This is a genomic window from Vitreimonas sp., from assembly GCF_035627415.1.
Classification (GTDB): Bacteria; Pseudomonadota; Alphaproteobacteria; order Caulobacterales; family Aquidulcibacteraceae; genus Vitreimonas.
On the sequence record NZ_DASPLU010000026.1, the window covers coordinates 130,975 to 149,996 of the forward strand.

21 protein-coding genes and 1 pseudogene are annotated in these 19,022 nt (G+C 63.6%); 8 read left to right on the plus strand and 14 right to left on the minus strand.

Going from position 1 to position 19,022, the window contains the following annotated elements; all coding sequences use genetic code 11:
• Window positions 1–15: 15 nt before the first annotated feature.
• On the minus strand, window positions 16–450 hold the full coding sequence (locus VEA80_RS14580; protein ID WP_325061490.1) for a c-type cytochrome: 435 nt from the start codon (window positions 448–450) through the stop codon (window positions 16–18).
• Between the two features lie 117 nt (window positions 451–567).
• Here VEA80_RS14580 and VEA80_RS14585 point away from each other — a divergent pair, with 117 nt between their 5' ends.
• Complete coding sequence (locus VEA80_RS14585) at window positions 568–1,341, plus strand: sulfite exporter TauE/SafE family protein (protein WP_325061491.1); 774 nt, start codon at window positions 568–570, stop codon at window positions 1,339–1,341.
• On the opposite strand, the gene VEA80_RS14590 is transcribed toward VEA80_RS14585, so the two are convergent.
• The 3 genes and pseudogenes from VEA80_RS14590 to VEA80_RS20485 all read right to left on the minus strand — a co-directional run.
• Window positions 1,331–1,732 (minus strand): DUF1236 domain-containing protein, encoded by a 402-nt coding sequence (locus VEA80_RS14590; RefSeq protein ID WP_325061492.1) that lies wholly within the window; start codon window positions 1,730–1,732, stop codon window positions 1,331–1,333. The two genes, VEA80_RS14585 and VEA80_RS14590, sit on opposite strands and share 11 nt — an antisense overlap.
• 108 nt (window positions 1,733–1,840) lie before the next feature.
• Window positions 1,841–2,401: a hypothetical protein gene (locus VEA80_RS14595; RefSeq protein ID WP_325061493.1), complete on the minus strand. Its 561-nt coding sequence runs from the start codon at window positions 2,399–2,401 to the stop codon at window positions 1,841–1,843.
• A 46-nt stretch (window positions 2,402–2,447) separates the two neighbouring features.
• Window positions 2,448–3,302 (minus strand): annotated as a pseudogene (locus VEA80_RS20485) (terminase large subunit domain-containing protein); the annotation flags it as partial.
• Window positions 3,303–3,581: 279 nt separating this feature from the next.
• Here VEA80_RS20485 and VEA80_RS14605 point away from each other — a divergent pair.
• The 6 genes from VEA80_RS14605 (at window position 3,582) to VEA80_RS14630 (ending at window position 7,619) form a co-directional block, all read left to right on the plus strand.
• Window positions 3,582–3,821 carry a hypothetical protein gene (locus tag VEA80_RS14605; protein WP_325061495.1) on the plus strand — a complete coding sequence of 80 codons (240 nt, stop codon included), beginning with the start codon at window positions 3,582–3,584 and terminating at the stop codon, window positions 3,819–3,821.
• Window positions 3,821–3,973, plus strand: a complete 153-nt coding sequence (locus tag VEA80_RS14610) for a transposase (RefSeq protein ID WP_325061496.1) — start codon at window positions 3,821–3,823, stop codon at window positions 3,971–3,973. Before VEA80_RS14605 ends, VEA80_RS14610 begins: the two co-directional genes overlap by 1 nt.
• 391 nt (window positions 3,974–4,364) lie before the next feature.
• On the plus strand, window positions 4,365–5,204 hold the full coding sequence (locus VEA80_RS14615) for a DUF3883 domain-containing protein (protein WP_325061497.1): 840 nt from the start codon (window positions 4,365–4,367) through the stop codon (window positions 5,202–5,204).
• A 517-nt stretch (window positions 5,205–5,721) separates the two neighbouring features.
• On the plus strand, window positions 5,722–6,516 hold the full coding sequence (locus tag VEA80_RS14620) for a TIGR04255 family protein (RefSeq protein WP_325061498.1): 795 nt from the start codon (window positions 5,722–5,724) through the stop codon (window positions 6,514–6,516).
• Window positions 6,513–7,133 carry a hypothetical protein gene (locus VEA80_RS14625; RefSeq protein ID WP_325061499.1) on the plus strand — a complete coding sequence of 207 codons (621 nt, stop codon included), beginning with the start codon at window positions 6,513–6,515 and terminating at the stop codon, window positions 7,131–7,133. The genes VEA80_RS14620 and VEA80_RS14625 overlap by 4 nt, the downstream gene beginning before the upstream one ends.
• 12 nt (window positions 7,134–7,145) lie before the next feature.
• Window positions 7,146–7,619, plus strand: coding sequence for a hypothetical protein (locus tag VEA80_RS14630; protein WP_325061500.1), 474 nt, complete (start codon window positions 7,146–7,148; stop codon window positions 7,617–7,619).
• 9 nt (window positions 7,620–7,628) lie between these two features.
• Here VEA80_RS14630 and gyrB read toward each other — a convergent pair whose 3' ends face one another.
• The 4 genes from gyrB to VEA80_RS14650 form a co-directional block, all read right to left on the minus strand.
• Window positions 7,629–10,061, minus strand: a complete 2,433-nt coding sequence (gyrB, locus tag VEA80_RS14635) for a DNA topoisomerase (ATP-hydrolyzing) subunit B (RefSeq protein ID WP_325061501.1) — start codon at window positions 10,059–10,061, stop codon at window positions 7,629–7,631.
• 93 nt (window positions 10,062–10,154) lie between these two features.
• Window positions 10,155–10,715 carry an exopolysaccharide biosynthesis protein gene (locus VEA80_RS14640; protein WP_325061502.1) on the minus strand — a complete coding sequence of 187 codons (561 nt, stop codon included), beginning with the start codon at window positions 10,713–10,715 and terminating at the stop codon, window positions 10,155–10,157.
• 38 nt (window positions 10,716–10,753) lie between these two features.
• Window positions 10,754–12,025, minus strand: a complete 1,272-nt coding sequence (locus tag VEA80_RS14645) for a cytochrome P450 (protein WP_325061503.1) — start codon at window positions 12,023–12,025, stop codon at window positions 10,754–10,756.
• A 76-nt stretch (window positions 12,026–12,101) separates the two neighbouring features.
• The gene (locus VEA80_RS14650) at window positions 12,102–12,587 is read right to left on the minus strand and encodes a GNAT family N-acetyltransferase (protein ID WP_349257262.1); all 486 of its coding nucleotides are present in this window, start codon (window positions 12,585–12,587) and stop codon (window positions 12,102–12,104) included.
• A gap of 189 nt (window positions 12,588–12,776) precedes the next feature.
• Between VEA80_RS14650 and VEA80_RS14655 the strand changes: the two genes are divergently transcribed.
• On the plus strand, window positions 12,777–12,968 hold the full coding sequence (locus VEA80_RS14655; protein WP_325061505.1) for a hypothetical protein: 192 nt from the start codon (window positions 12,777–12,779) through the stop codon (window positions 12,966–12,968).
• Window positions 12,969–12,978: 10 nt separating this feature from the next.
• Here the strand turns inward: VEA80_RS14655 and recF are convergent, their stop codons facing one another.
• The 6 genes from recF to VEA80_RS14685 all read right to left on the minus strand — a co-directional run.
• Window positions 12,979–14,124 carry a DNA replication/repair protein RecF gene (recF, locus tag VEA80_RS14660; RefSeq protein ID WP_325061506.1) on the minus strand — a complete coding sequence of 382 codons (1,146 nt, stop codon included), beginning with the start codon at window positions 14,122–14,124 and terminating at the stop codon, window positions 12,979–12,981.
• Entirely contained in the window at window positions 14,121–15,104 is a 984-nt protein-coding gene (locus VEA80_RS14665; protein ID WP_325061507.1) for a glycerophosphodiester phosphodiesterase family protein, read from the minus strand. The genes recF and VEA80_RS14665 overlap by 4 nt, the downstream gene beginning before the upstream one ends.
• A 2-nt stretch (window positions 15,105–15,106) precedes the next feature.
• Window positions 15,107–16,228: a DNA polymerase III subunit beta gene (gene dnaN, locus VEA80_RS14670; protein WP_325061508.1), complete on the minus strand. Its 1,122-nt coding sequence runs from the start codon at window positions 16,226–16,228 to the stop codon at window positions 15,107–15,109.
• Window positions 16,229–16,395: 167 nt separating this feature from the next.
• On the minus strand, window positions 16,396–17,796 hold the full coding sequence (locus VEA80_RS14675; protein ID WP_325061509.1) for a DnaA ATPase domain-containing protein: 1,401 nt from the start codon (window positions 17,794–17,796) through the stop codon (window positions 16,396–16,398).
• Between the two features lie 355 nt (window positions 17,797–18,151).
• A complete protein-coding gene (rpsT, locus tag VEA80_RS14680; protein ID WP_325061510.1) occupies window positions 18,152–18,433 on the minus strand; it encodes a 30S ribosomal protein S20 in 282 nt (93 codons plus the stop codon).
• 78 nt (window positions 18,434–18,511) lie between these two features.
• A partial coding sequence (locus VEA80_RS14685) for an enoyl-CoA hydratase-related protein (protein WP_325061511.1) occupies window positions 18,512–19,022 on the minus strand: 511 nt, incomplete at its 5' end.

Here is a 19,022-nt window from a genome sequence, read left to right on the forward strand (position 1 = left end):
AATGTAGCGCCTGCGCTAGTTTTGCTGCGCGTTTTCCTCTGCGCGCGGCACCGTCGCGATGTACGCAGCGACAGCGCGCGCATCGTCTTCGTTCAAGCGATACGGCGGCATCGGCGGACGCGGATGCGATCCGTCGGGACGCACGCCGGTCTGCAGAAAAGCGATGAACTGCTCTTCCGTGTAGTTTGCCGGAAGGCCTGCGATCGGCGGGGCGACTTCGCCCCACGGAATCGGAATGCTGACCGTCGTCAGATTCGGCGCGCCCTGCAGATGGCGCGTGTGATCGGGACCGTTCGGCCCCATCGGCGTATGGCAATCGCCGCACAGCACGACATTGTTGACGAGATAATCGCCGCGCTCGACCAACGCTTCGCGCGTCGGCGCCGCCGTCGGCTGCGCACAGGCGCCGAGCAGCGCCAGCGCCGCAGCGGCCAAACCAAGCTTTCGCATCGAAACCTCCCCCCGGAGCCGCGCCCGCGCGGGCGCTGTTCACATTACTAGCCTCGCCGGCGCACCCGCTCAACGCAAAAGCGAGCGCGCCGAAGAATCGCGCTAAAGCTCGCCCCCGTGAGCGCGCCCGACATCCTCGCCATTCTGAGCGGCGGCGCCGTTGGCCTCGTGCTCGCCCTGATCGGCGGCGGCGGCTCGATCCTGGCGACGCCGGCTCTGCTCTACGTCGTCGGCGTCGCCAACCCGCACGTCGCCATCGGCACCAGCGCGCTCGCGGTCTCGGTCAACGCCTTCGCCAACTTCCTCCACCACCTGAAGCGCGGCAACGTGCGGTGGCGCTGCGCCGCCGTCTTCGCCGCCGCCGGCGTGATCGGCGCGGCCGTCGGCGCCGCGGTCGGCAAGCAGACCGACGCGCAGATTCTGCTGCCGCTGTTCGCGCTGCTGATGATCGTGGTCGGCATCGCCATGCTGATCCCGCGCAAGAGCGAAGCCGGCGGCGAGGTCAAGCTCGACGCGCGCACCGCGCCCCGCCTCCTCATGTACGGCGCCGGCGTCGGCGCGCTCTCCGGTTTCTTCGGCATTGGCGGCGGCTTCCTGATCGTGCCCGGCCTCATCGCCGCCGCCGGCATGAGCATGATCCAGGCGATCGGCTCCTCGCTCTTCAGCGTCGGCGCGTTCGGCGCGACCACCGCGACGAGCTACGCCGCCGACGGCCTGATCGACTGGCGCATCGCCCTGCTCTTCATCGGCGGCGGCATTGTCGGCGGCGCGATCGGCGCCGGCTTCGCGTCGCATCTGGCCAAGCAGCGCGGCGCGCTGCAACGCGTGTTCGCCGGCGTCGTCTTCGCGGTCGCCGCCTACATGCTCTGGCGCAGCTTCGTCAGTCGATGATCTGCACGATCCGGTACGTGGTCGGATCGACCAGCACCACGCGGCCGTTCACCACCGCATATTTGTAGGTGGTGACGTTATAGTCCGGCGGCACGTCATAAATGACGACCGTGTTCGGCAGCGTCGCCCCGACCACGACGTCGCCGCTATACGCAAACGACGGATGCTGCTGCTGCACCACGTAAGTGCGGAACCGCGGCGCGTTCTCGTCGGCGATCGCGCCGGCGATGCCGCCCGCCGCCGCGCCCACGACCGCGCCCGGAGGGCCGGCCACCAGCGCCCCGCCGGCCGCGCCCGTCACCACGCCCGTCGTCGTCCCCGGCGACTCGCACGCCGCCAAAGCCAAAGCCGCCGCCATCGCCCCGCCGCTCCATACCAGTGCTCGTTTCATCGTGCGCTCCACTAGAGTTTGCGCGCCCCTCTTCGTCGCGACTGAAACGTCCGGCCGCCGCTCACGGGTTCGCCGGAACCTCAGTCGCCAGTTCCGCTAATGCGAACTTCACAGCAGCCGGATCCGCGGCCCTTCTCCGCCTTCCATCAGCGCCGTCAGCGCCCACACCAAAGCGTCGGCGCGGTCGAGCAAGCCTTCGCTTTCGGCCACGCCCAGCGCCATCAGTTCTTCCTCCAGCGCCACGAACGCGTCGCAATGCGTCACCCGGCCCTGTTCGTAGAGCAGCGCGATCGGCTCGGCCCGCGTGCGCTTGGAGCGCGAGGCGTGCACCAGCCGCACCGGGCACGGCGCGTTCGCTTGCGCCAACGTCGCCTTCACCATGTCGCCGCCATTGTTCGATTCGGCGACGATCTCGAGCGCATCGAACGCGCGCGCCGCGTCGCACACCCGGCTCGCCCAGCCGAGCGGCGACAAACCGCGCTCCGAACAATCCGCCAGCACGTACGCGCGATCGCCGCGCCGTCCGGCGACGACGATGCCGCACGCCGCGCCCGTATGTCCCGCCGGCGGATCGACGCCGACGACGACGCGGTCGAACCGCTCCGGCTTCGCCCCCCGCGCGCGCTCCAGATTTTCCGCCTTCCACAGCGCGCCCTCGCCTTCGACCAATCACGCCCTCGAGCTCCTGCACCGCGAGCCGCGTGCCGCCGTACAAACCGTCGAGCATCTCCAGAAACGAAGGCGTCAGATTGGCTGCGTTCACGGAGGTCGCCGCCTGCGTCACCACGCAGCTCGGCTCGGCCCGCAGCATCCGCAGCGCCGGAATAGGCTTCGGCGTCGTCGTCACCACGAGCTGCGGCGCATCGCCCATGCGAAGACCCATGCGCAGGATCGCCAGCGTATCGCTCGGCCGCGGCCAGATGCAGAACTCGTCCGCCCACGCCGCTTCGAATTGCGGCCCGCGCAGACGCTCCGGCTCCTCGGCCGAGAACGCATACGCGACCGAGCCGTTCGGCCAAGTCAGCCGCCGGCGCGAGGGCTCATAGCTCGGCGGATCGCGCCCCGGCAGCCGGCGCAAGCCCGACACGCCGTCAATCATGACTTCGCGCACGTCATGCTGCGTCGGCGCCACCAAAGCGAACACGCCGCGCTTGGCTTCAGCCCGCGCCGCCAGCCATTCGGCCCCCGCGCGCGTCTTGCCGGCGCCGCGTCCGCCCTGAAACAGCCAGGTCGACCATTGTCCTTCCGGCGGCAGCTGCGCCGCGTGCGCGATCTCGCGCCAGCGGCTGACGAACGCGCTGTCGCCGACCTTCACGGCTTCCGCGTCGCTCGGAAACGGATGCAAAGGCGGCGGGATCGGCTGCGTCAGCAGATGATGCGCCTTGCACCATTTCTCTTTCGACGCGCGCTTCCGGATCGCATCGACGCTCATGCCGTAGCGGTCGGACACCGCGCTCGCGGTGAAGCCTGCCAAATAGTCGCGCCGCGCCTGCGCCCACAGCTCGGCGCTATGATGCCGGCGCATGGTGATGGTGCGGGATGTTGTGTGAGTGTCGGATTCTGTAGCCATGCCGACATTCTACGCCAACGCCGGCGCGGTCGGATTGAGAGCCGTTCTATCCCCGGGATAGACGCGCGCGCCGCGCCGCCACGCTGCGCCTCAAGCGCAGCAAATCTCCCCGCAATCCAACGCCAACCCCGCGCCGCCTCCTCCCGCAATTCCGAGACTACGCGCCGCGAATAACCCCGAATCCAACGGCCCAGTATCAAGCAATTGAAGGTTGGACCGCGAGCCTTCAGGCCCGCGCTCCAACTTGCAAACAGCGCGCGTCTAACCGAACATCCGGTCATGGGCACAAAGGGCTGGCATTCGCGCGGATACCTCCCCCACTACGACGGCGACGGCATCACCCAGCACATCGTCCTGCGCCTCTACGACGCCGTACCGCCCGGTCAACGCAACGACGACAACACGCTCGATAAAGGCATAGGCTCAGCCCTGCTCCGCGACCCGCGCTGCGCCCGCATCGTGGCGGAGACGATCACCGAGGGCGCGAGCGATCGCTACGCCTACAGGCTTGGTGCGTGATGCCCAACCACATCCACGCGCTCATCGCGACCAACGCGAAATTCGAACTCGGCCGCATCGTGCAGGCATGGAAGAGCCTGACCCGCCGCCGCATCAACGCCCTGCTCTCCCGCACCGGAGCGCTGTGGGCCAAAGACTATTTCGATCGTTGAATGCGCGACGACCAGCACTTCGAAACCACCAAGCACTACATCGAGATGAACCCGGTCAAAGCCGGCCTCTGCGCCACGCCCGAAGCCTGGCCCTTCAGCTCCGCCGGCTGGAAGTAACCTCGGAGCGCGCGGCTCCCGCCGCGCCCGCGCAGCGAAGCTGCGCTTCCTTCACGCACCCAGCCAAAAACGCGCCTCCGGCGCGTGGGCGCGACGGAGTCGCGCGCTCCGATTCCCACGGCCCCAAACACCACGTCGGACCGCGCGGCTCCCGCCGCGCCCGCGCAGCAAAGCTGCGCTTTCAGGAGCTTCAGTTCGCTACGGTCCGCGAAGCGATAAGCACCTCGCAAATGCTCGCGCCGCCGAGTTATACTAGTCCGGCGGGGAAGCGGGATTGGCGGACCAAAGCAAGATCGGCACGGATTGGAGCGACGCGGAGCTTGACGCCATCGTCGCCGATTACTTCGACATGCTTCATGCGGAGCTCGCTGGGCAGGCTTACGTCAAGGCTCATCACAGCGCGGCCCTTATGGAGCAAATCGGCCGAACGCACCGCTCGGTCGAATTCAAACACATGAACATCTCGGCTGTGTTGGTCGAACTCGGCCTGCCTATCATTCGCGGCTACAAGCCCAAGCCCAACTACCAGAACGCGATCTTCGGCGCGATTGACCGTTACCTCTCCGCACACCGTTCGCTGCTCATCCACGCCCCCATGGCCGCCGCTGGCGTGGCCGAAGTGCAAGCGATCTGGGAAGAAGCGGCGCCCTCAGCGGACTTCTCGAGATCACCGCGTCCCGAGGGCCTTGAGCGACTCATTCGGAAATTCGACCCTGTCGAACGCGATTTTCGCAACCGCGCCCTCGGCGAAGCGGGGGAGGAGCGCGTGTTCGAAATGGAGCGCGCGCGGCTGACATCGGCGGACCGTCCCGACCTCGCGCGCAAGGTGCGATGGGTGAGCAAAGAAGATGGAGACGGCGCCGGCTATGACATCCGCTCTTACGATCTCACAGGCGCCGAGCGCCTGATCGAAGTGAAGACGACCTACGGCGGCGCCAAGACCCCATTCTTCATTACACGCAACGAGAAAGCCGTATCGGACGAACGGCCCGACGCTTTCCGGCTTTATCGCTTATTCGAGTTCGCCCGCGCGCCGCGACTTTTCACCCTGGCGCCGCCGCTCGAAAAGACTCTGGTGCTGGACGCCGAGACCTGGCGCGCCGGCTTCGGCTAACCCAATCGTCTCTTCGCCAAGGTGGGACGCCGGCTCCGCCGGCTGGAAAAAACGCTCGGCCCTTCGGATCGCACGGCTCCCGCCGCGCAACGCGGCTGCGCCCATCTCGGGCGCTCAACCCCAAACGCGCCTTCGGCGCGCGGGCGCGACAGGAGCCACGCACTCCCTCCTTGCCCCCACCTCTGCTTCAACGCCCGCTTCCGTAATGCAGACGCTTGGTGAGGTGCGCTTAGGTATTGGCTCTGAATCCATGCAGGCATGTTACGACCGCCCGCGACCGGATGGGTAGAACGCGATCTATATCCCTATCTCGGCCTAGCTCTCATGACGGCGCGGCCGCCAACTTGAATCGGGAGTCGAATGAATCTACTTGCGCAGCGCCTTTGAAGGGACGCACATGCGCTAGACCTTCAAGGGATTTGCAATCGTCCTTAATTGACGTTTATCGTCAGCTGCACGCTGGTTCGGGTCACCTTAACCGTGACCGCCTAATGTGCCAGCACCGGAGTTCAAAGTCTTGTTCGAGCCACAGGGGCCTAAGCACGCGATTATCGAGGCCGTGTTTGGCCTACAACTCGCTCGCCATTTCACAGCGAGCGAGATCGAAGCACTCATCGCTCAGCACGATAAATTCAAAAATGACCTACCTCGTGTGAACCGTACTCAGGTGATCATGTTAGGGGGCATACCACCCGGCGTGTCGATCACGCCGCCAACAGCAGGCGTGTCCTTTGACGCAATGAAGAGAGACGGCTCGTTGGAGTGGCGGCTCCGCGCAGAGGACAATCAGCTTATTCTCAATTGCCTTGCCTATTCTCGTTGGTCTGAAATTTGGCCACGAGCGCGGGATTATTTGAAAGCCGCGAGCGAAATTGTGATCGGCAACGACAACCACGTAAGAGGAATCTTACTGCAATACGTCGACGTCTTCCTTTGGAAGGGTGATGTCGCTGCATATGATCCTAAGCTAATGCTTGACCCCAACAGCACCCACGTCCCCAAATCCATTCTTGAATGCGGACCGATGTGGCACCTGCATCAAGGCTGGTATCGGGACGATAGTCTTCCAGAACCCGGTCGCTTGCTCGAACGCTTGCACTTAAATGCAATTCCTGACGACACTGGCGTTCCCACTGTTAAGGTGGATACCTATCTGCAGCTGGAACTCGCCAATGAGCAGAGCGTCGTTTCGTTGTTTCAAAATACGCCTTCTATGATCGAAAACGCGTTCAAGTATCTTCATAATGACAGCAAGGCGCTGCTAAAGTCGTTCTTGACGGACGAACTCGCGAAGAGGATCGATCTACAGTGACGTTCGCAACCGCCGTTTCCTCCGCTAGCCCGCTCCAGATTGCGATGCGCGATTTTAGCGCGAATGCAATTGCCAGCGGCAGTCTGCCTCCGGTGAAGAAGGTGGAGTACAAAGCGGACGCGGGTGTATCGCCCACTGGCATGCAACGAGGCATGACGGCAATCGTTGTTGCGGTGGCGCTGTCGGTTAGCCTCGCTGATACCGCGCTCGCGTCCGATCGCTCGGAGACTGGCGTTGCACTTAGTCCTGTGCGTCTCGGTGCTCGCGTTACTCAGCGCACTGCAGCGCTACACAATGAGGTCGTGAGCTATCTTAACCTGCGAGAGGGCTGGGATGGTGAGGGTAGCGTGACGCCCAGCTTAGCCGTGGTGCACAACGCACTGGCGTTCCTGGCAATGCTTCCAGAAAACGTTTCGCTGCCGGAGTCCACTGTGTCGGCAGATGGCGAAGTGGGGTTTTATTGGAAATCACCCAATGTCTACATTGACGTTGGCTTCCCCGCGCCTGGCCGAATCTCGTACTATGCTTCCGCGCATGGATTGATCGCACGCGAAGCCACAAATTTCGACGGCTCTACAATTTCGCAAGAGCTACTGAACGTGATCTCGCGAGCTTGAGGAAAATGTTGCTTGCTCGCGAAGAAATTATGCCCCGGCGAGGCCGTTGCTAAGAGCAAGTTTGGCGTTGTCACGGACGACGAACTGCTCGCACGAGTCGTCGTGAGTCCCAGACATTTCCAGAAGGATGGAACGATCAAGCCGGGAGTGCTCCCGCTATCGCACATCGCTCAGGGCGGCCTTTCTCTTATGCGTACCGACCACATGGATGCGGCTGAGCTAGCGGTGCAAGCTCAGCGCATCGCTGGTGCAGAAACGGCGGCCGGTGTTCTGCTAACGAAAACTCGCCCAATTCGTGAAATCACCGACGACAACGGAAATCGCTCTCTCTGCGTCATTGATGATCCAGAGCCGTTGAACGAGGCGCACGCTGCCGCTGTTCAATCGGGGGCGCTTGGTGCTGACGACCCTGAGATCAAGCGCATCCGAGGCGTCTTGATGGACCTGTTCGGTGGCCTAGTCCCACTGACACAAGCAAAGGCCTAGCGCAAACCCCTAAGCATCCACATCCGCTTCCAGCGCGAATTCCTGGATGAACTCCCGCCGCGGCTCCACCACGTCGCCCATCAGCTTGCTGAACATCTCATCCGCATCATCGGCGTGCTCGACCTTCACTTGCAGCAGGTTGCGGATTTCCGGGTCGAGCGTGGTCTCCCAGAGCTGCTCGGCGTTCATTTCGCCGAGGCCCTTGTAACGCTGGATCGAAATGCCTTTGCGGCCGGCGTCCTCGATCGCCTTCAACAGCGAAAGCGGCCCGTGCACGGGAATACTCTCGGCCCCGCGCCGCAACGTCGCCGGGCCCATATAGGTCTCGCGCAGCGGCGCGGCGCGGTCGGCCAAACGGCGCGCGTCGGCCGATTGCAGGAAGAGCTTGTCCAAGACGTGCCGCTCGGCGACGCCGCGCACGATGCGTTCGAGCACCAAAGCGCCGTCAGGATCGAAGCGGCCGGACCAGCTGGCTTCGCCCTCTTCGGCGATGACGTTGAGCCGGCGCGCGGCGTCTTCGGCTTCCGCCTGCCCCGCGCCCGGCGCAAACGCGCCGGCGAGCACGGCGTGGCCGATCACCGGATCGGGGGCCTTGCCGTGGAGGCGGCGCACCAAGGTTTCGACCGCGACCGCTTCGCGCGCGAGGCGCTTCAAATCATCGCCGGCGATCTGCAGCCCGGTCGAGGTTTCGAGCACGGCGCCGGCCGCGCCTTCCTCGATCAGGAAGCTCTCGAACTCGCTCTCGTCCTTCAAATAGCGCCCGCTCTTGCCCTTGCTGGCTTTGTAGAGCGGCGGCTGGGCGATGTAGAGATAGCCGCCGTCGATGATCTCCGGCATCTGCCGATAGAAGAAGGTCAAGAGCAGCGTGCGGATGTGGGCGCCGTCGACGTCGGCGTCCGTCATGATGATGATCTTGTGATAGCGCAGCTTGTTGAGATCGATGTCGCCTTCGCTGCGGCCGATGCCGGCGCCGAGCGCCGTGATCAAAGTGCCGACCTGATCGGACGACAGCATCTTGTCGAAGCGCGCGCGTTCGACATTGAGGATCTTGCCCCGGAGCGGCAGCACCGCCTGATAGTCGCGGTTGCGGCCCTGCTTGGCCGAGCCGCCGGCCGAGTCGCCCTCGACGATGAAGAGTTCGGACTTGGCCGGGTCCTTCTCCTGGCAGTCGGCGAGCTTGCCGGGGAGCGAAGCGACATCGAGCGTCGACTTGCGGCGCATTTCGCGCGCCTTGCGCGCCGCTTCGCGCGCCGCCGCGGCCTGGACGATCTTGCCCATCACCGTCTTGGCGTGCGCCGGGTTCTCTTCGAACCATTGCGTCAGCGTGTCGAAGATGAGGCCTTCGACCACCGGGCGGACTTCGGAGGAGACCAGTTTTTCCTTTGTTTGCGAGGAAAATTTGGGGTCCGGCACTTTGACCGAGAGCACGCAGGTGAGACCCTCGCGGGCGTCGTCGCCGGTGATCTCGACCTTCTCCTTCTTCGCCAGGCCCGAGCTCTGCATGTAATTGTTCACAACGCGCGTCAGCGCGCCGCGGAAGCCGGCGAGGTGGGTGCCGCCGTCCTTCTGCGGGATGTTGTTGGTGAAGCAGAGCGTGTTTTCGTGATAGCCGTCATTCCACTGCATGGAGGCTTCGACGGTGATGCCGTCGCGTTCGCCAATGACGTAGATGGCCTCGGGAATGAGCGAGGTGCGCGAGCGGTCGAGGTGCGCCACATACGCCTTCACCCCGCCCTCGTAGTAGAGCGTCTCCTCGAACGGCTCCGGCCCGCGCAGATCCTTGAAGATGATCTTCACGCCGGAATTCAAAAACGCGAGCTCGCGCAGACGGTGCTCAATCGTCTTGCGATCATACTCCGTCATGGTGAACGTCTGCGGACTGGCTAGAAACCGAACCGCCGTCCCGCGCTTGGTTTTCCCGTCGGCTTGCATCGGCGCGAGGCCAACTTCGGCCAGCGGCGCCTCAGCATCCCCATGCCGAAACCGCATGAAGTGCTCTTTGCCATCCCGCCAGATGCGCAGTTCAAGCCACTCGGACAGCGCGTTGACGACCGAGACGCCAACGCCATGCAGCCCGCCCGACACCTTGTAAGAATTCTGATCAAACTTCCCGCCCGCATGCAGCTGGGTCATGATCACTTCAGCGGCGGAGACCCCCTCCCCCTCATGGATCCCCGTCGGAATCCCCCGCCCATCATCCGTGATCTCGGCGCTCCCATCCGGATGCAAAATCACCTGAACATTCTTCGCATGTCCCGCCAACGCCTCATCGATCGCGTTGTCCACCACCTCATAAATCATATGATGGAGACCGGACCCATCGTCCGTATCCCCAATATACATCCCCGGCCTCTTCCTCACCGCGTCTAAGCCTTTGAGAACTTTGATGGATTCCGCGCCGTAGTCAGGCGCGCTCGCCGGTGCGGTTTGGGGAGCGGTCATGGGTGTCGAATCGGGCTGGAAAACATCCCCTAATATAGGGAACGGAGCGCGAAATGTCTTGGATTTGGCGGTGTTTTTCTGCCGCAGCCGGGCTCAGAAAATGAGCGTCCAACCGAGCCAAAATGCGCCCGCCAACGAGGCCGCGCCGAGCAGCAGCCAGAGGCCGTCCCGGGCCACCATGCCGAGGCCGAAAAACACGACGGCGACGCCGGGCGCCAGGGGCGCAAGCGGCACGAGGCTGAGGGGGAAGGTGATCAGGGCGGCCGCAATCACGAAGAGCGCGATGACGTTCACGAAGGGCGGCTGACTGAGGAAAGCGAGGCGGGGCTTCAGCACGCCATCGATCCGCTTGGCCCACGAGCGGACCTTGTCGATCGCCTGTAGCGAGCCTTCCCGCGGCAGCTTCGCCCTCAGCGCCTTGCGCGGCAGCCAAGGGCGCTTCATCCCGACCAGCATCTGGCCGGCCACGATGAGCGTGATGGCTGCGGCGAGCCAGGTCATGCCCGGCACGATGGTGGCGGGCGAAATCGCGAAGAGGCCGATGACCAGAAGCAATGGACCGTAAGAGCGCCGGCCGACCGCTTCGACGATGTCGCTCAGCCTAAATGGATCGCCGTCCCTTTCGCGCGCACGGCCTTCAATCTCGTCCAACACACCGGAAAGATTTGTCGCATCGCGCGGCTGCCTTTGCTTTACGCCGCGATTCTGACCGGAAGGCTCTCGTAGCCCTTCACGAATGAACTGTATACGCGCCGCGGTTCGCCGACGACCTCTACGTTCTTGAAGCGCTTCAGGATTTCTTCCCATACGATGCGTAACTGCATCTCTCCGAGCCGGTTCCCGACACAACGGTGTATGCCGAAACCGAAGGACAGATGGCGGCGGACGTTCTCGCGTTCAATGTCGAACTGGTTAGGGTTGGCGATGACTTCCTCATCGCGATTGCCCGACACGTACCACATCACGACTTTGTCGCCCTTGCGGATCAGCTTGCCGTTCAGCTCGACGTCCTCAAGCGCGGTGCGGCGCATGTAAGCGAGCGGCGTCTGCCAGCGGATAGTTTCAGAGACGAGGTTCGGAATGAGCGCGGGATTGGCTTTAATCTTCTCGTATTGCTCGGGGAATTGATTCAGCGCCAGCACGCTGCCGGTGATCGAATTGCGCGTGGTGTCGTTTCCGCCGACAATGAGCAGGATGAGATTGCCGAGATATTCCTGGCGCGGCATGTCCTTCGTGCTTGGCCCATGCACGAGCATCGAGATGAGGTCGGGCTTCGGCGCCTGATCCGCGCGCTCATTCCAAAGGTTGTTGAAATAGTTCAGACACTCCATCAGCTCCATGCGGCGCTGCTCGTCGCTCTCGACGACGCCCTGCCCTGGCGCCGCCGTTGCGACGTCTGACCAGCGCGTGAGCTTGCGGCGATCTTCCCAGGGGAAGTCGAACAGCGTCGCCAGCATCTGCGTGGTCAGTTCGATCGAGATCTTATCGACCCAATTGAAAGTTTCGTTGCGCGGCACTTCGTCTAGGAGTTTGCCGGCGCGTTCGCGGATGATCGGCTCGAGATGCTCCAAATGGTTCGGCGCCACGATCGGCGAGACGGTCTTGCGCTGCACGTCGTGCTTGGGCGGATCCATCGCTATGAACATCGGCAATGGAAAATCCTCCTCCGGATCGAACAGCACGATCGACGGCTCGGAAGAGAAACGCTGGTGGTCGGTGTCGACCGCCATGATGTCGTTGTACTTGGTGATCGACCAGTACGGGCCGTTGAGGCTGTCGGGGCAGTAATGCACCGGGTCCTCTTTGCGCAGGCGCTCGAAGAACGGCCAAAACTTATTGTCGCGAAAGCGCTCGCCGCGGCTCATGTCGAGCGTGGAGAGATCGGTGGTCCACGCATCCTCGTTGGGATCGTAGTTGAAGACGTAATCCGGATTGTGCCGGCCGACATAATTGGGATTGGCCATGGGGAGCGCCTCGCTTCCAGGCCATCGCACCAAATTTCCGCGCGACTGTCACGCCTTCCCGCGACGGCAGGGCGCGTCACAAACGCTTGCCCATCCGGATCAGCGGCACGTCCACGCCCGCGCTGGTGCGGGAAGTGAACGGCTCTATCGGGCGATATCCGCAGGCGATGTAGAGCGGCTCGCCGGCGAGCGTTGCTGCGAGTTCGACGGAGCTGAAGCCTTCGGTGCGCGCAGCTTTTTCACACGCATCCAGCACCATGCGGCCGATGCCACGGCGGACGTGCGCTGGGTCGGTGTACATCGCGCGTACGCGGGCGGGCTCAGTCTTGGGATCGAGCAGCGCCGCGTTGCGTCCTGCCGTATGGTCTCCGCCGAACAGCGTCGCGCGGCGGCTCCAGCCGCCGCAACCGACGATCTCGTCGTCTTCGGTGACGGCGAAGTATGTGCCGTCGGCGATCAGCTGACTATCGAGACCCATGATCTCAAAAGAGGCCGTGACGCCGTCGGGCGGAAGATACGGTTTCAGCAGTTCAGCGATGGCGCGGTTCATCAGTTCGCGCATGGCGGGCTCGTCGGCGGCGGTAGCGATGCGGAGCAGCAGCACGCATGAAACTTGAACCGCGGGCCTTCATGCCGGCAAGGGGGCGGCGGCCACAAAAGTGCGGTCAGACGACACCGGTCGCGTCGCTGTTGTTCCGGGAACCGATGCGCCCGGCCCCTGGTTGGACGCAGGCGGGGAAGGGAGCCGCATATGAAAACCAGCCAAACGCGAGCCGCGTTGTTCATCCTTCTTGGCCTCACCGGAGCGACCATGGTCAGCGGGTGCGCCCTTGCCGCCGGCGCCGCCGTTGGTGCGGCCGCAGTCGATTACTTCCAGGACGACAACGACGAGTGCAACGGCCCGAACGACGAAGGCCTGCTCGACAGCGACTGCCACGACTAGTGCGCGCCGCTTAGGCGGTTCGCACCTGCCCGTCGCGAACTTCGAAGCGTTGTGCGCGTGCGCCGAACGCCTCGAATAAATTCTCGTCGGTCCCGGTGAGCCAAGCTTGGCCGGGATTGGCGAGAAGTTCGTCGAATAGCGCCGCCCGGCGGACGCTGTCCAAATGGGCGGCGGCTTCATCAATCAGTATGAGCGAGGCCCCCGCGCCAGGATCGTTGGCGAGCGCGCGCGCTTGCGCAAGCGTGACGCCGACTAGCAGCGCCTTCTGTTCGCCGGTGGAGCACTGATCGGCGTCCATGTTCTTGGCGGCGTGGCGCGCTTTGAGGTCGCTGCGGTGCGGGCCATCGAGCGCCCTGCCCGCGCCGGCATCGCGGCCGCGCACGTCGTGTAACAGCGTGGCGAAATCTTCCTCCACGTCCGCGCTCTTTGCGCCCAGCTCGAAACGCTGCTCCAGCAGACCTTCCAGCGCCAGAACCGCTTTGGGAAAGGCGCCGTCGGGCCGTGCATCGATGGCTTCCTGCAAGCGGCCGAGCGTTTCAACACGCGCGGCGGCGATCGCGGCGCCGTGTGCGGACATTTCGCGCTCCAGGCCGCCGAGCCAGGCGTCGTCGAACACACGTTCGCTGAGGAGACGCTGACGTTCGCGCATCGCGCGTTCGTAGGCCGCGGCAGCGTGACCGTGCTCCGACGCGCGCGCGAGCGTGAGGCGGTCGAAGAAACGGCGGCGATCGCCGGCGGGGCCGGACCATAGCCGATCCATCGCCGGCGTCAGCCACGTCATGCGCGCGGCTGCCGCCAGATCGGAGGCTGCGGCGGGTTGACCGTCGCGGCGCGTGACGCGTTTTACGCCGCCCTCTGGCGTGCGTTCGGCCCCGGCGCCGAGCACCGTCTCAACGCCATCGCTCATCACGCGCGCCGACACGGCCCAGGGCTGAGCGCGCATCTCATCGTCGCCGGCGCGCGCGACGTCGGTCAACGAAGCGCTCCGCAGCCCGCGGCCCGGCGCTAACATGGTGAGCGCTTCGAGGATGTTGGTCTTGCCGGCGCCGTTCGGCCCGAACAGGCAAACCGGACGCGCGTCAAGCTGAAGATCAAGCGCGGCGTGATTGCGGAAATCGGTAAGAGTGAGGCGCGAGACAAAGAGCGAATGGCTCATGGCGCCCTTCGCCGCGCCGCGAGCGGGCCGATGAGTTCGATGCGATCGGTGACCACGCCGCCGCGCCAGCCGCGTGGGATCGTGGCGAATGTGTCCGCGTCGTCGATGCCGCCAACGCCAGGCCTTTCGCCGCGCCGAATAGCGTCGACAATGAACACTTCGCTGCCGGCTGTCTGCATGCGCTCAAGAAACAGGTTGGGCCAACCCCAGGCGACCCAGCCGTAGTTCGAAGGCACAAAGATGATGGTGTTGCGGCAAGGGCTGTCCACGTTGCCGTACCAGCCGGTCAGCAGGTAGCTCTTCGCGCATTGCATCAGACGCCGTCGGCTCAGCGTGCGCAGTTCGGGACGCAGCTCTCGCACGCGTTCGGCAGGCGCCGCGCCGTAGAAGGCGAGCCGCGCATAGTTCGCCTCGGGCGTCTGATCGAGATAGGCAAGGAGCTGGTCGGCTTCGGCGGCGTCGCCGCCTTTGAAGTTGATCAGGAACCGCCGATCAGGGAAAGCGGCGAGCACCTCGCGCAGCGTCGGCATCATGCCGACGCCCTGCCCTCGCAACGGAAAAGTTTGTCCGCCATCGGCGGTGTAGCCGTATCCGAGATCCAGCGTGCGTAGATACGCCATCGTTTGCTCGCGCGTGACGCCCTCGCCTTCTGTGCGGCAATCGAGCGTCCAGTCATGGAAAACCGCGAACTCCCCATCCGTGGTGGGATGGATGTCGACCTCGATGATGTCCGCGCCGGCCGAGAAGGCTGCCTCCATGGACGGAAGCGTGTTCTCGATGAATGAATGCGTCGGCGGAAAGATTCGCTCGGCCGTACAGCTTTCGTTGGTGAGCCCTTCGCTTGAATAATCGTGATGAACGCCGCGATGAGAGAGCAACGTCAAAGACCCGTGCGGATTGCCGCGGAAGGAAGCATTGAAAATGAAGATCGCGCCCACGGCCAGCGCAAGCGCGCCGAGCACGATCCACCGCTTACGCACGCCTAGACCCGAAGCGGCATCAGGACGTAAAGCGCCTTATCGTCCGCTTCATCACGCACCAGTGTCGGCGAGCCGGAGTCCGCCAGCTCGAACAGCGCTTCTTCACCTTCGATCTGCTGGGCCACATCCAGCAGATAACGGGCATTGAAGCCAATCTCCATGCCATCGTCGCCATAATCGGCCGCAAGGTCTTCGGTGGCGACGCCGGCGTCCGGATTGTTCACGGTGAGCGTGACCTTGTCCTTCTCGAGCGCCAAGCGCACCGAGCGCGAGCGCTCGGCCGACACAGTAGCGACGCGGTCCACGGCCTCAGAGAACGCCTTGTTGTCGATCTTCAGCTTCTTCGAATTCGATTTCGGGATGACGCGTGCGTATTCCGGGAAGGAGCCGTCGATCAGCTTCGAGGTCAGCACCGCATCGCCGAGTGCGAAGCGAATCTTCTGCGGCGACACGGAGATCTCGACCAGATCGGCAGCGTCATCGAGCAAGCGCTTCAACTCGTTGATCGTCTTCCGGGGCACAATTACGCCGGGCATCCCCTGCGCGCCCTTTGGCGCGGCGTAGTCGGCGAGCGCCAGGCGGTGGCCATCGGTGGCGACAGCGCGCAGCATCGCTTCGCCCGAACCATTCGCAACGGTGTGAAAGAAGATGCCGTTGAGATAGTAGCGCGTCTCTTCGGTGGAGATGGCGAAACGGGTCTTGTCGATGAGGCGGCCGAGTTCTGTCGGCTCGACTTCAAAGCGCGTCTCGAACCCATCGGATGGCATCGACGGAAAATCGCCGGCTGGCAGGATCGGCAAATGCAGGCGCGATTTGCCCGCTGTGATCAGCAGGCGCGGATCGTCGCCGGAGACATCCAGTTTTACCGCGGCGCCATCGGGCAACTTGCGCACGAAGTCGTAGAGATAATTCGCGGGCGCAGTGGTCTGCCCGCCGCGCTCCACCTCTGCTGACGCGGCTTCGGAAATCTCGATGTCGAGATCGGTCGCGGTAAGGCGCAACGAGTCGCCTTGCGCGGAGAGAAGCACGTTGGAGAGAATTGGGATCGTGTTGCGGCGCTCCACGACGCTTTGCACGTGATTGAGAGCTTTCAAGAGCGCCGAGCGCTCGATGGTCAGCCGCATTGCTTCTTCCTGGGCCCACAATGCCCCGCGAGGGGGCCAGATACGATCACCCCCCGCCAGCGGGCTGAGTCGCCGCCGACAGGGGGTGGGAAATTAACAGATGCGCGGTGATCCCCAAGCCCCAATTGCCAGATTTTGGGGCGTGCGACAGCATTTCATACCCAGGTTTAGGGCTCGCGCTTGATGGCCCGCGCGATGTTCTCGACTTCCGCCTTGAACGCGGGGTCCTGCTCCACCAGCGCCGCGACGCGATCGCGCGCGTACATGACGGTGGTATGATCGAAGCCTCCGAACCGCGCGCCGATATCGGGAAGTGACGCTTGCGTCATTCGGCAGGCGAGAAACATCGCCGTCTGCCGCGGCCGCGCGATCGTGTGTCGTCGGGTTCGCTCAAGCAATTGCGGGACGCTCATGTTGTAGTGTCGAGCCACCACCTTCTGCACCAAGTTCACGGTGATCCGCTTTTCGGCGGCTTCGGACAGCTTGGCTTGCAGAGCATTCGCAGCGGCTTCCATTGTCACCTCGGTCCCTCCACTGATCCATTCGATGATGAGTTGGCTGAGCGCGCCATCCAAATCGCGACCGCTCCCCTCGATACGCTCAGCGATCATGTCCAACGCATCGGAAGCCACAGAAAAGCCCGGCGTCAAGCGCGCATGATGTTGAAGCCGCACGTCGAGGATGCGGCGACGCAACGCTGCATCAGGTACATCGATCTCGCAGGACGGCACACCCTTTAGGCGCGCGCGCAGCGCTTCATTAAGATCTTTCAATCCTGACGCATCGTTGTCGGCGGCGAGCACGACCTGGCCGCCGCGGCGCGTCAGTTCATGAATGGTGTCGAAGGCCTCCATCTCGGTGGCCGGCTTGCCGCAAAGACGATGAAAATCGTCAATGAGAAGCAGATGCGGCGCGCGCACCATTTCCTTGAATGAGGAGGAATCTCTCTTTTTGTGCAACGCCGACTGGAACTGCTCCAGATATTCTTGGCCCGTCATCATCAGCACTTTGCGGTCGGGCGTGCGCTGCGCCGCCTCATTGGCGATCGAGGCCAACAAGTGCGTCTTTCCAAGCCCTGGGCGCGAGTGGACCAGCCACACGGGGAACGCCTCGCCCTCTCCGGCCGCGATCTTCCGCGCCACGGTGTAGGCGCGCTGGTTGGAGGCGCCCTGGCAGAAGGTATCGAACGTCAGCGATTGGGTCTGACTGGCGGGCAGCGCCTCGACCACGGGCCGGGCGTCCTCGATCCGGACATCAGCCAGGTTGCGGACGTCGTCGGGAAACTCGTGTTCCAGGAGAATCTCGACGCCCTCGATGCGGGGCTCGTAGGAGCGCAGGCGCTTTTCTAGCCGGTGCTGGGCCTGCTGGCGCAGGCGCTCCTGCGCGATCCGCGTGCTGGCCCGGAACAGCAGCACCCCATTGAGATCGGCCACCAAGCGCAGCGGGTCCACGTAGGACCGGTAGAAGTCAGCGCCGAACTCGCTGAATAATTCTTTGCGGACCAATTCATAGGCCCGCGCCGCCCCTAAACCCGCCGGTGACCGGCGGGCCTCTTCGCCCATTTCCATCAAGCAACCCCCGCTAGAATGGTTATGTTTCAGCCGCCCCTACGGCGGACATAGCTTCTCCGTTCGAGCCGATGACCCTTTCGGCCCGATGCCTTGGCATCGGTGTCATTGAGGTGTCGAACTGCGAAGATATTCGCCGGACGGGAGAACGATGCGCCCTTCTCAGAGTGCCGTCAACGGTCTCTTTTTAACTAATTCTTAAGTTACTAACAACTTAGCGAAGTGCCTGAAAAGAATAGGTTATTTCGCGATTTGCGGAAGCCGCGGGTGTGACCGTACACGGATGGTCACACGCCCTCGTTAAGGCGTTGTTGCAGAATTGAAATACTAAGATTCGCGGAACTTGGAAGGACTGTTACGAGCGTTTTTTAGCGCCCGACAGCGCCCCGACCCGCTTAGCCAGACGCGAAACCTTCCGGCTGCCCAAGTTCTTGTGCACGACGCCCTTGGATACAGCACGCATTGTCTCGGATTCCGCCGCGCGGAGGGCCTCGGCCGCCGTCTTGGCGTCGCCGGTCGCGATCGCTTCTTCCACCGAGCGCCACGAAGACCGCATGCGGGTACGGCGCGCCTTATTGACCGCCGTACGGCGTTCAATCACGCGGGTCGCCTTCTTTGCGGACTTCGTATTCGCCATGGGTTTTTCTATTCCGATGTGAAGATTTCGCTCGCGAAGCGCGGGGCTATAGCCTTGGCCCGCGCCGCCGTCAAATGATCACCTGTGCTTAAATTCGGGAGGCCGCTTTGCAATGAAGGCGGCCATTCCTTCCTTCTGATCCTCAGTCGCAAATAGGCTGTAGAACAGGCGCCGTTCGAGCCGCAGGCCCTCGTTCATCGGCGTCTCGAACGCAGCGTTCACCGCTTCCTTGTTGGCCATCGTCGAAAGCCTGCCGAACGAAGCGATCTTCTTGGCAGCGCTGAGCGCTTCTTCCATCAGCTGGTCGGCCGCGACAACGCGCGCGACGAGCCCGCAGCGCTCCGCTTCGGCAGCATCCATCATGCGGCCGGTGAGACACAGATCCATGGCTTTGGCTTTACCGACGCTGCGCGTGAGGCGCTGTGAGCCGCCCCAGGCCGGCATCACGCCGAGCGTGATCTCAGGCTGGCCGAATTTCGCGGTCTCGGCAGCGATGATAAAATCGCACATCATCGCCAGTTCGCAGCCGCCGCCGAGCGCATAACCGGCGACAGCAGCGATCAAAGGCTTTCTGGTGCGCGCGACGCGT

Coding starts and splice junctions, on each gene's coding strand:
- VEA80_RS14580 (WP_325061490.1), bottom strand. CDS start 450: ATGCGAAAGCTTGGTTTGGCCGCTGCGGCGCTGGCGCTGCTCGGCGCC.
- VEA80_RS14610 (WP_325061496.1), top strand. CDS start 3,821: ATGCCCAACCACATCCACGCGCTCATCGCGACCAACGCGAAATTCGAA.
- VEA80_RS14655 (WP_325061505.1), top strand. CDS start 12,777: ATGAAAACCAGCCAAACGCGAGCCGCGTTGTTCATCCTTCTTGGCCTC.
- gyrB (WP_325061501.1), bottom strand. CDS start 10,061: ATGACCGCTCCCCAAACCGCACCGGCGAGCGCGCCTGACTACGGCGCG.
- VEA80_RS14675 (WP_325061509.1), bottom strand. CDS start 17,796: ATGGAAATGGGCGAAGAGGCCCGCCGGTCACCGGCGGGTTTAGGGGCG.
- VEA80_RS14590 (WP_325061492.1), bottom strand. CDS start 1,732: ATGAAACGAGCACTGGTATGGAGCGGCGGGGCGATGGCGGCGGCTTTG.
- dnaN (WP_325061508.1), bottom strand. CDS start 16,228: ATGCGGCTGACCATCGAGCGCTCGGCGCTCTTGAAAGCTCTCAATCAC.
- VEA80_RS14605 (WP_325061495.1), top strand. CDS start 3,582: ATGGGCACAAAGGGCTGGCATTCGCGCGGATACCTCCCCCACTACGAC.
- VEA80_RS14645 (WP_325061503.1), bottom strand. CDS start 12,025: ATGGCCAATCCCAATTATGTCGGCCGGCACAATCCGGATTACGTCTTC.
- recF (WP_325061506.1), bottom strand. CDS start 14,124: ATGAGCCATTCGCTCTTTGTCTCGCGCCTCACTCTTACCGATTTCCGC.
- rpsT (WP_325061510.1), bottom strand. CDS start 18,433: ATGGCGAATACGAAGTCCGCAAAGAAGGCGACCCGCGTGATTGAACGC.
- VEA80_RS14650 (WP_349257262.1), bottom strand. CDS start 12,587: ATGCGCGAACTGATGAACCGCGCCATCGCTGAACTGCTGAAACCGTAT.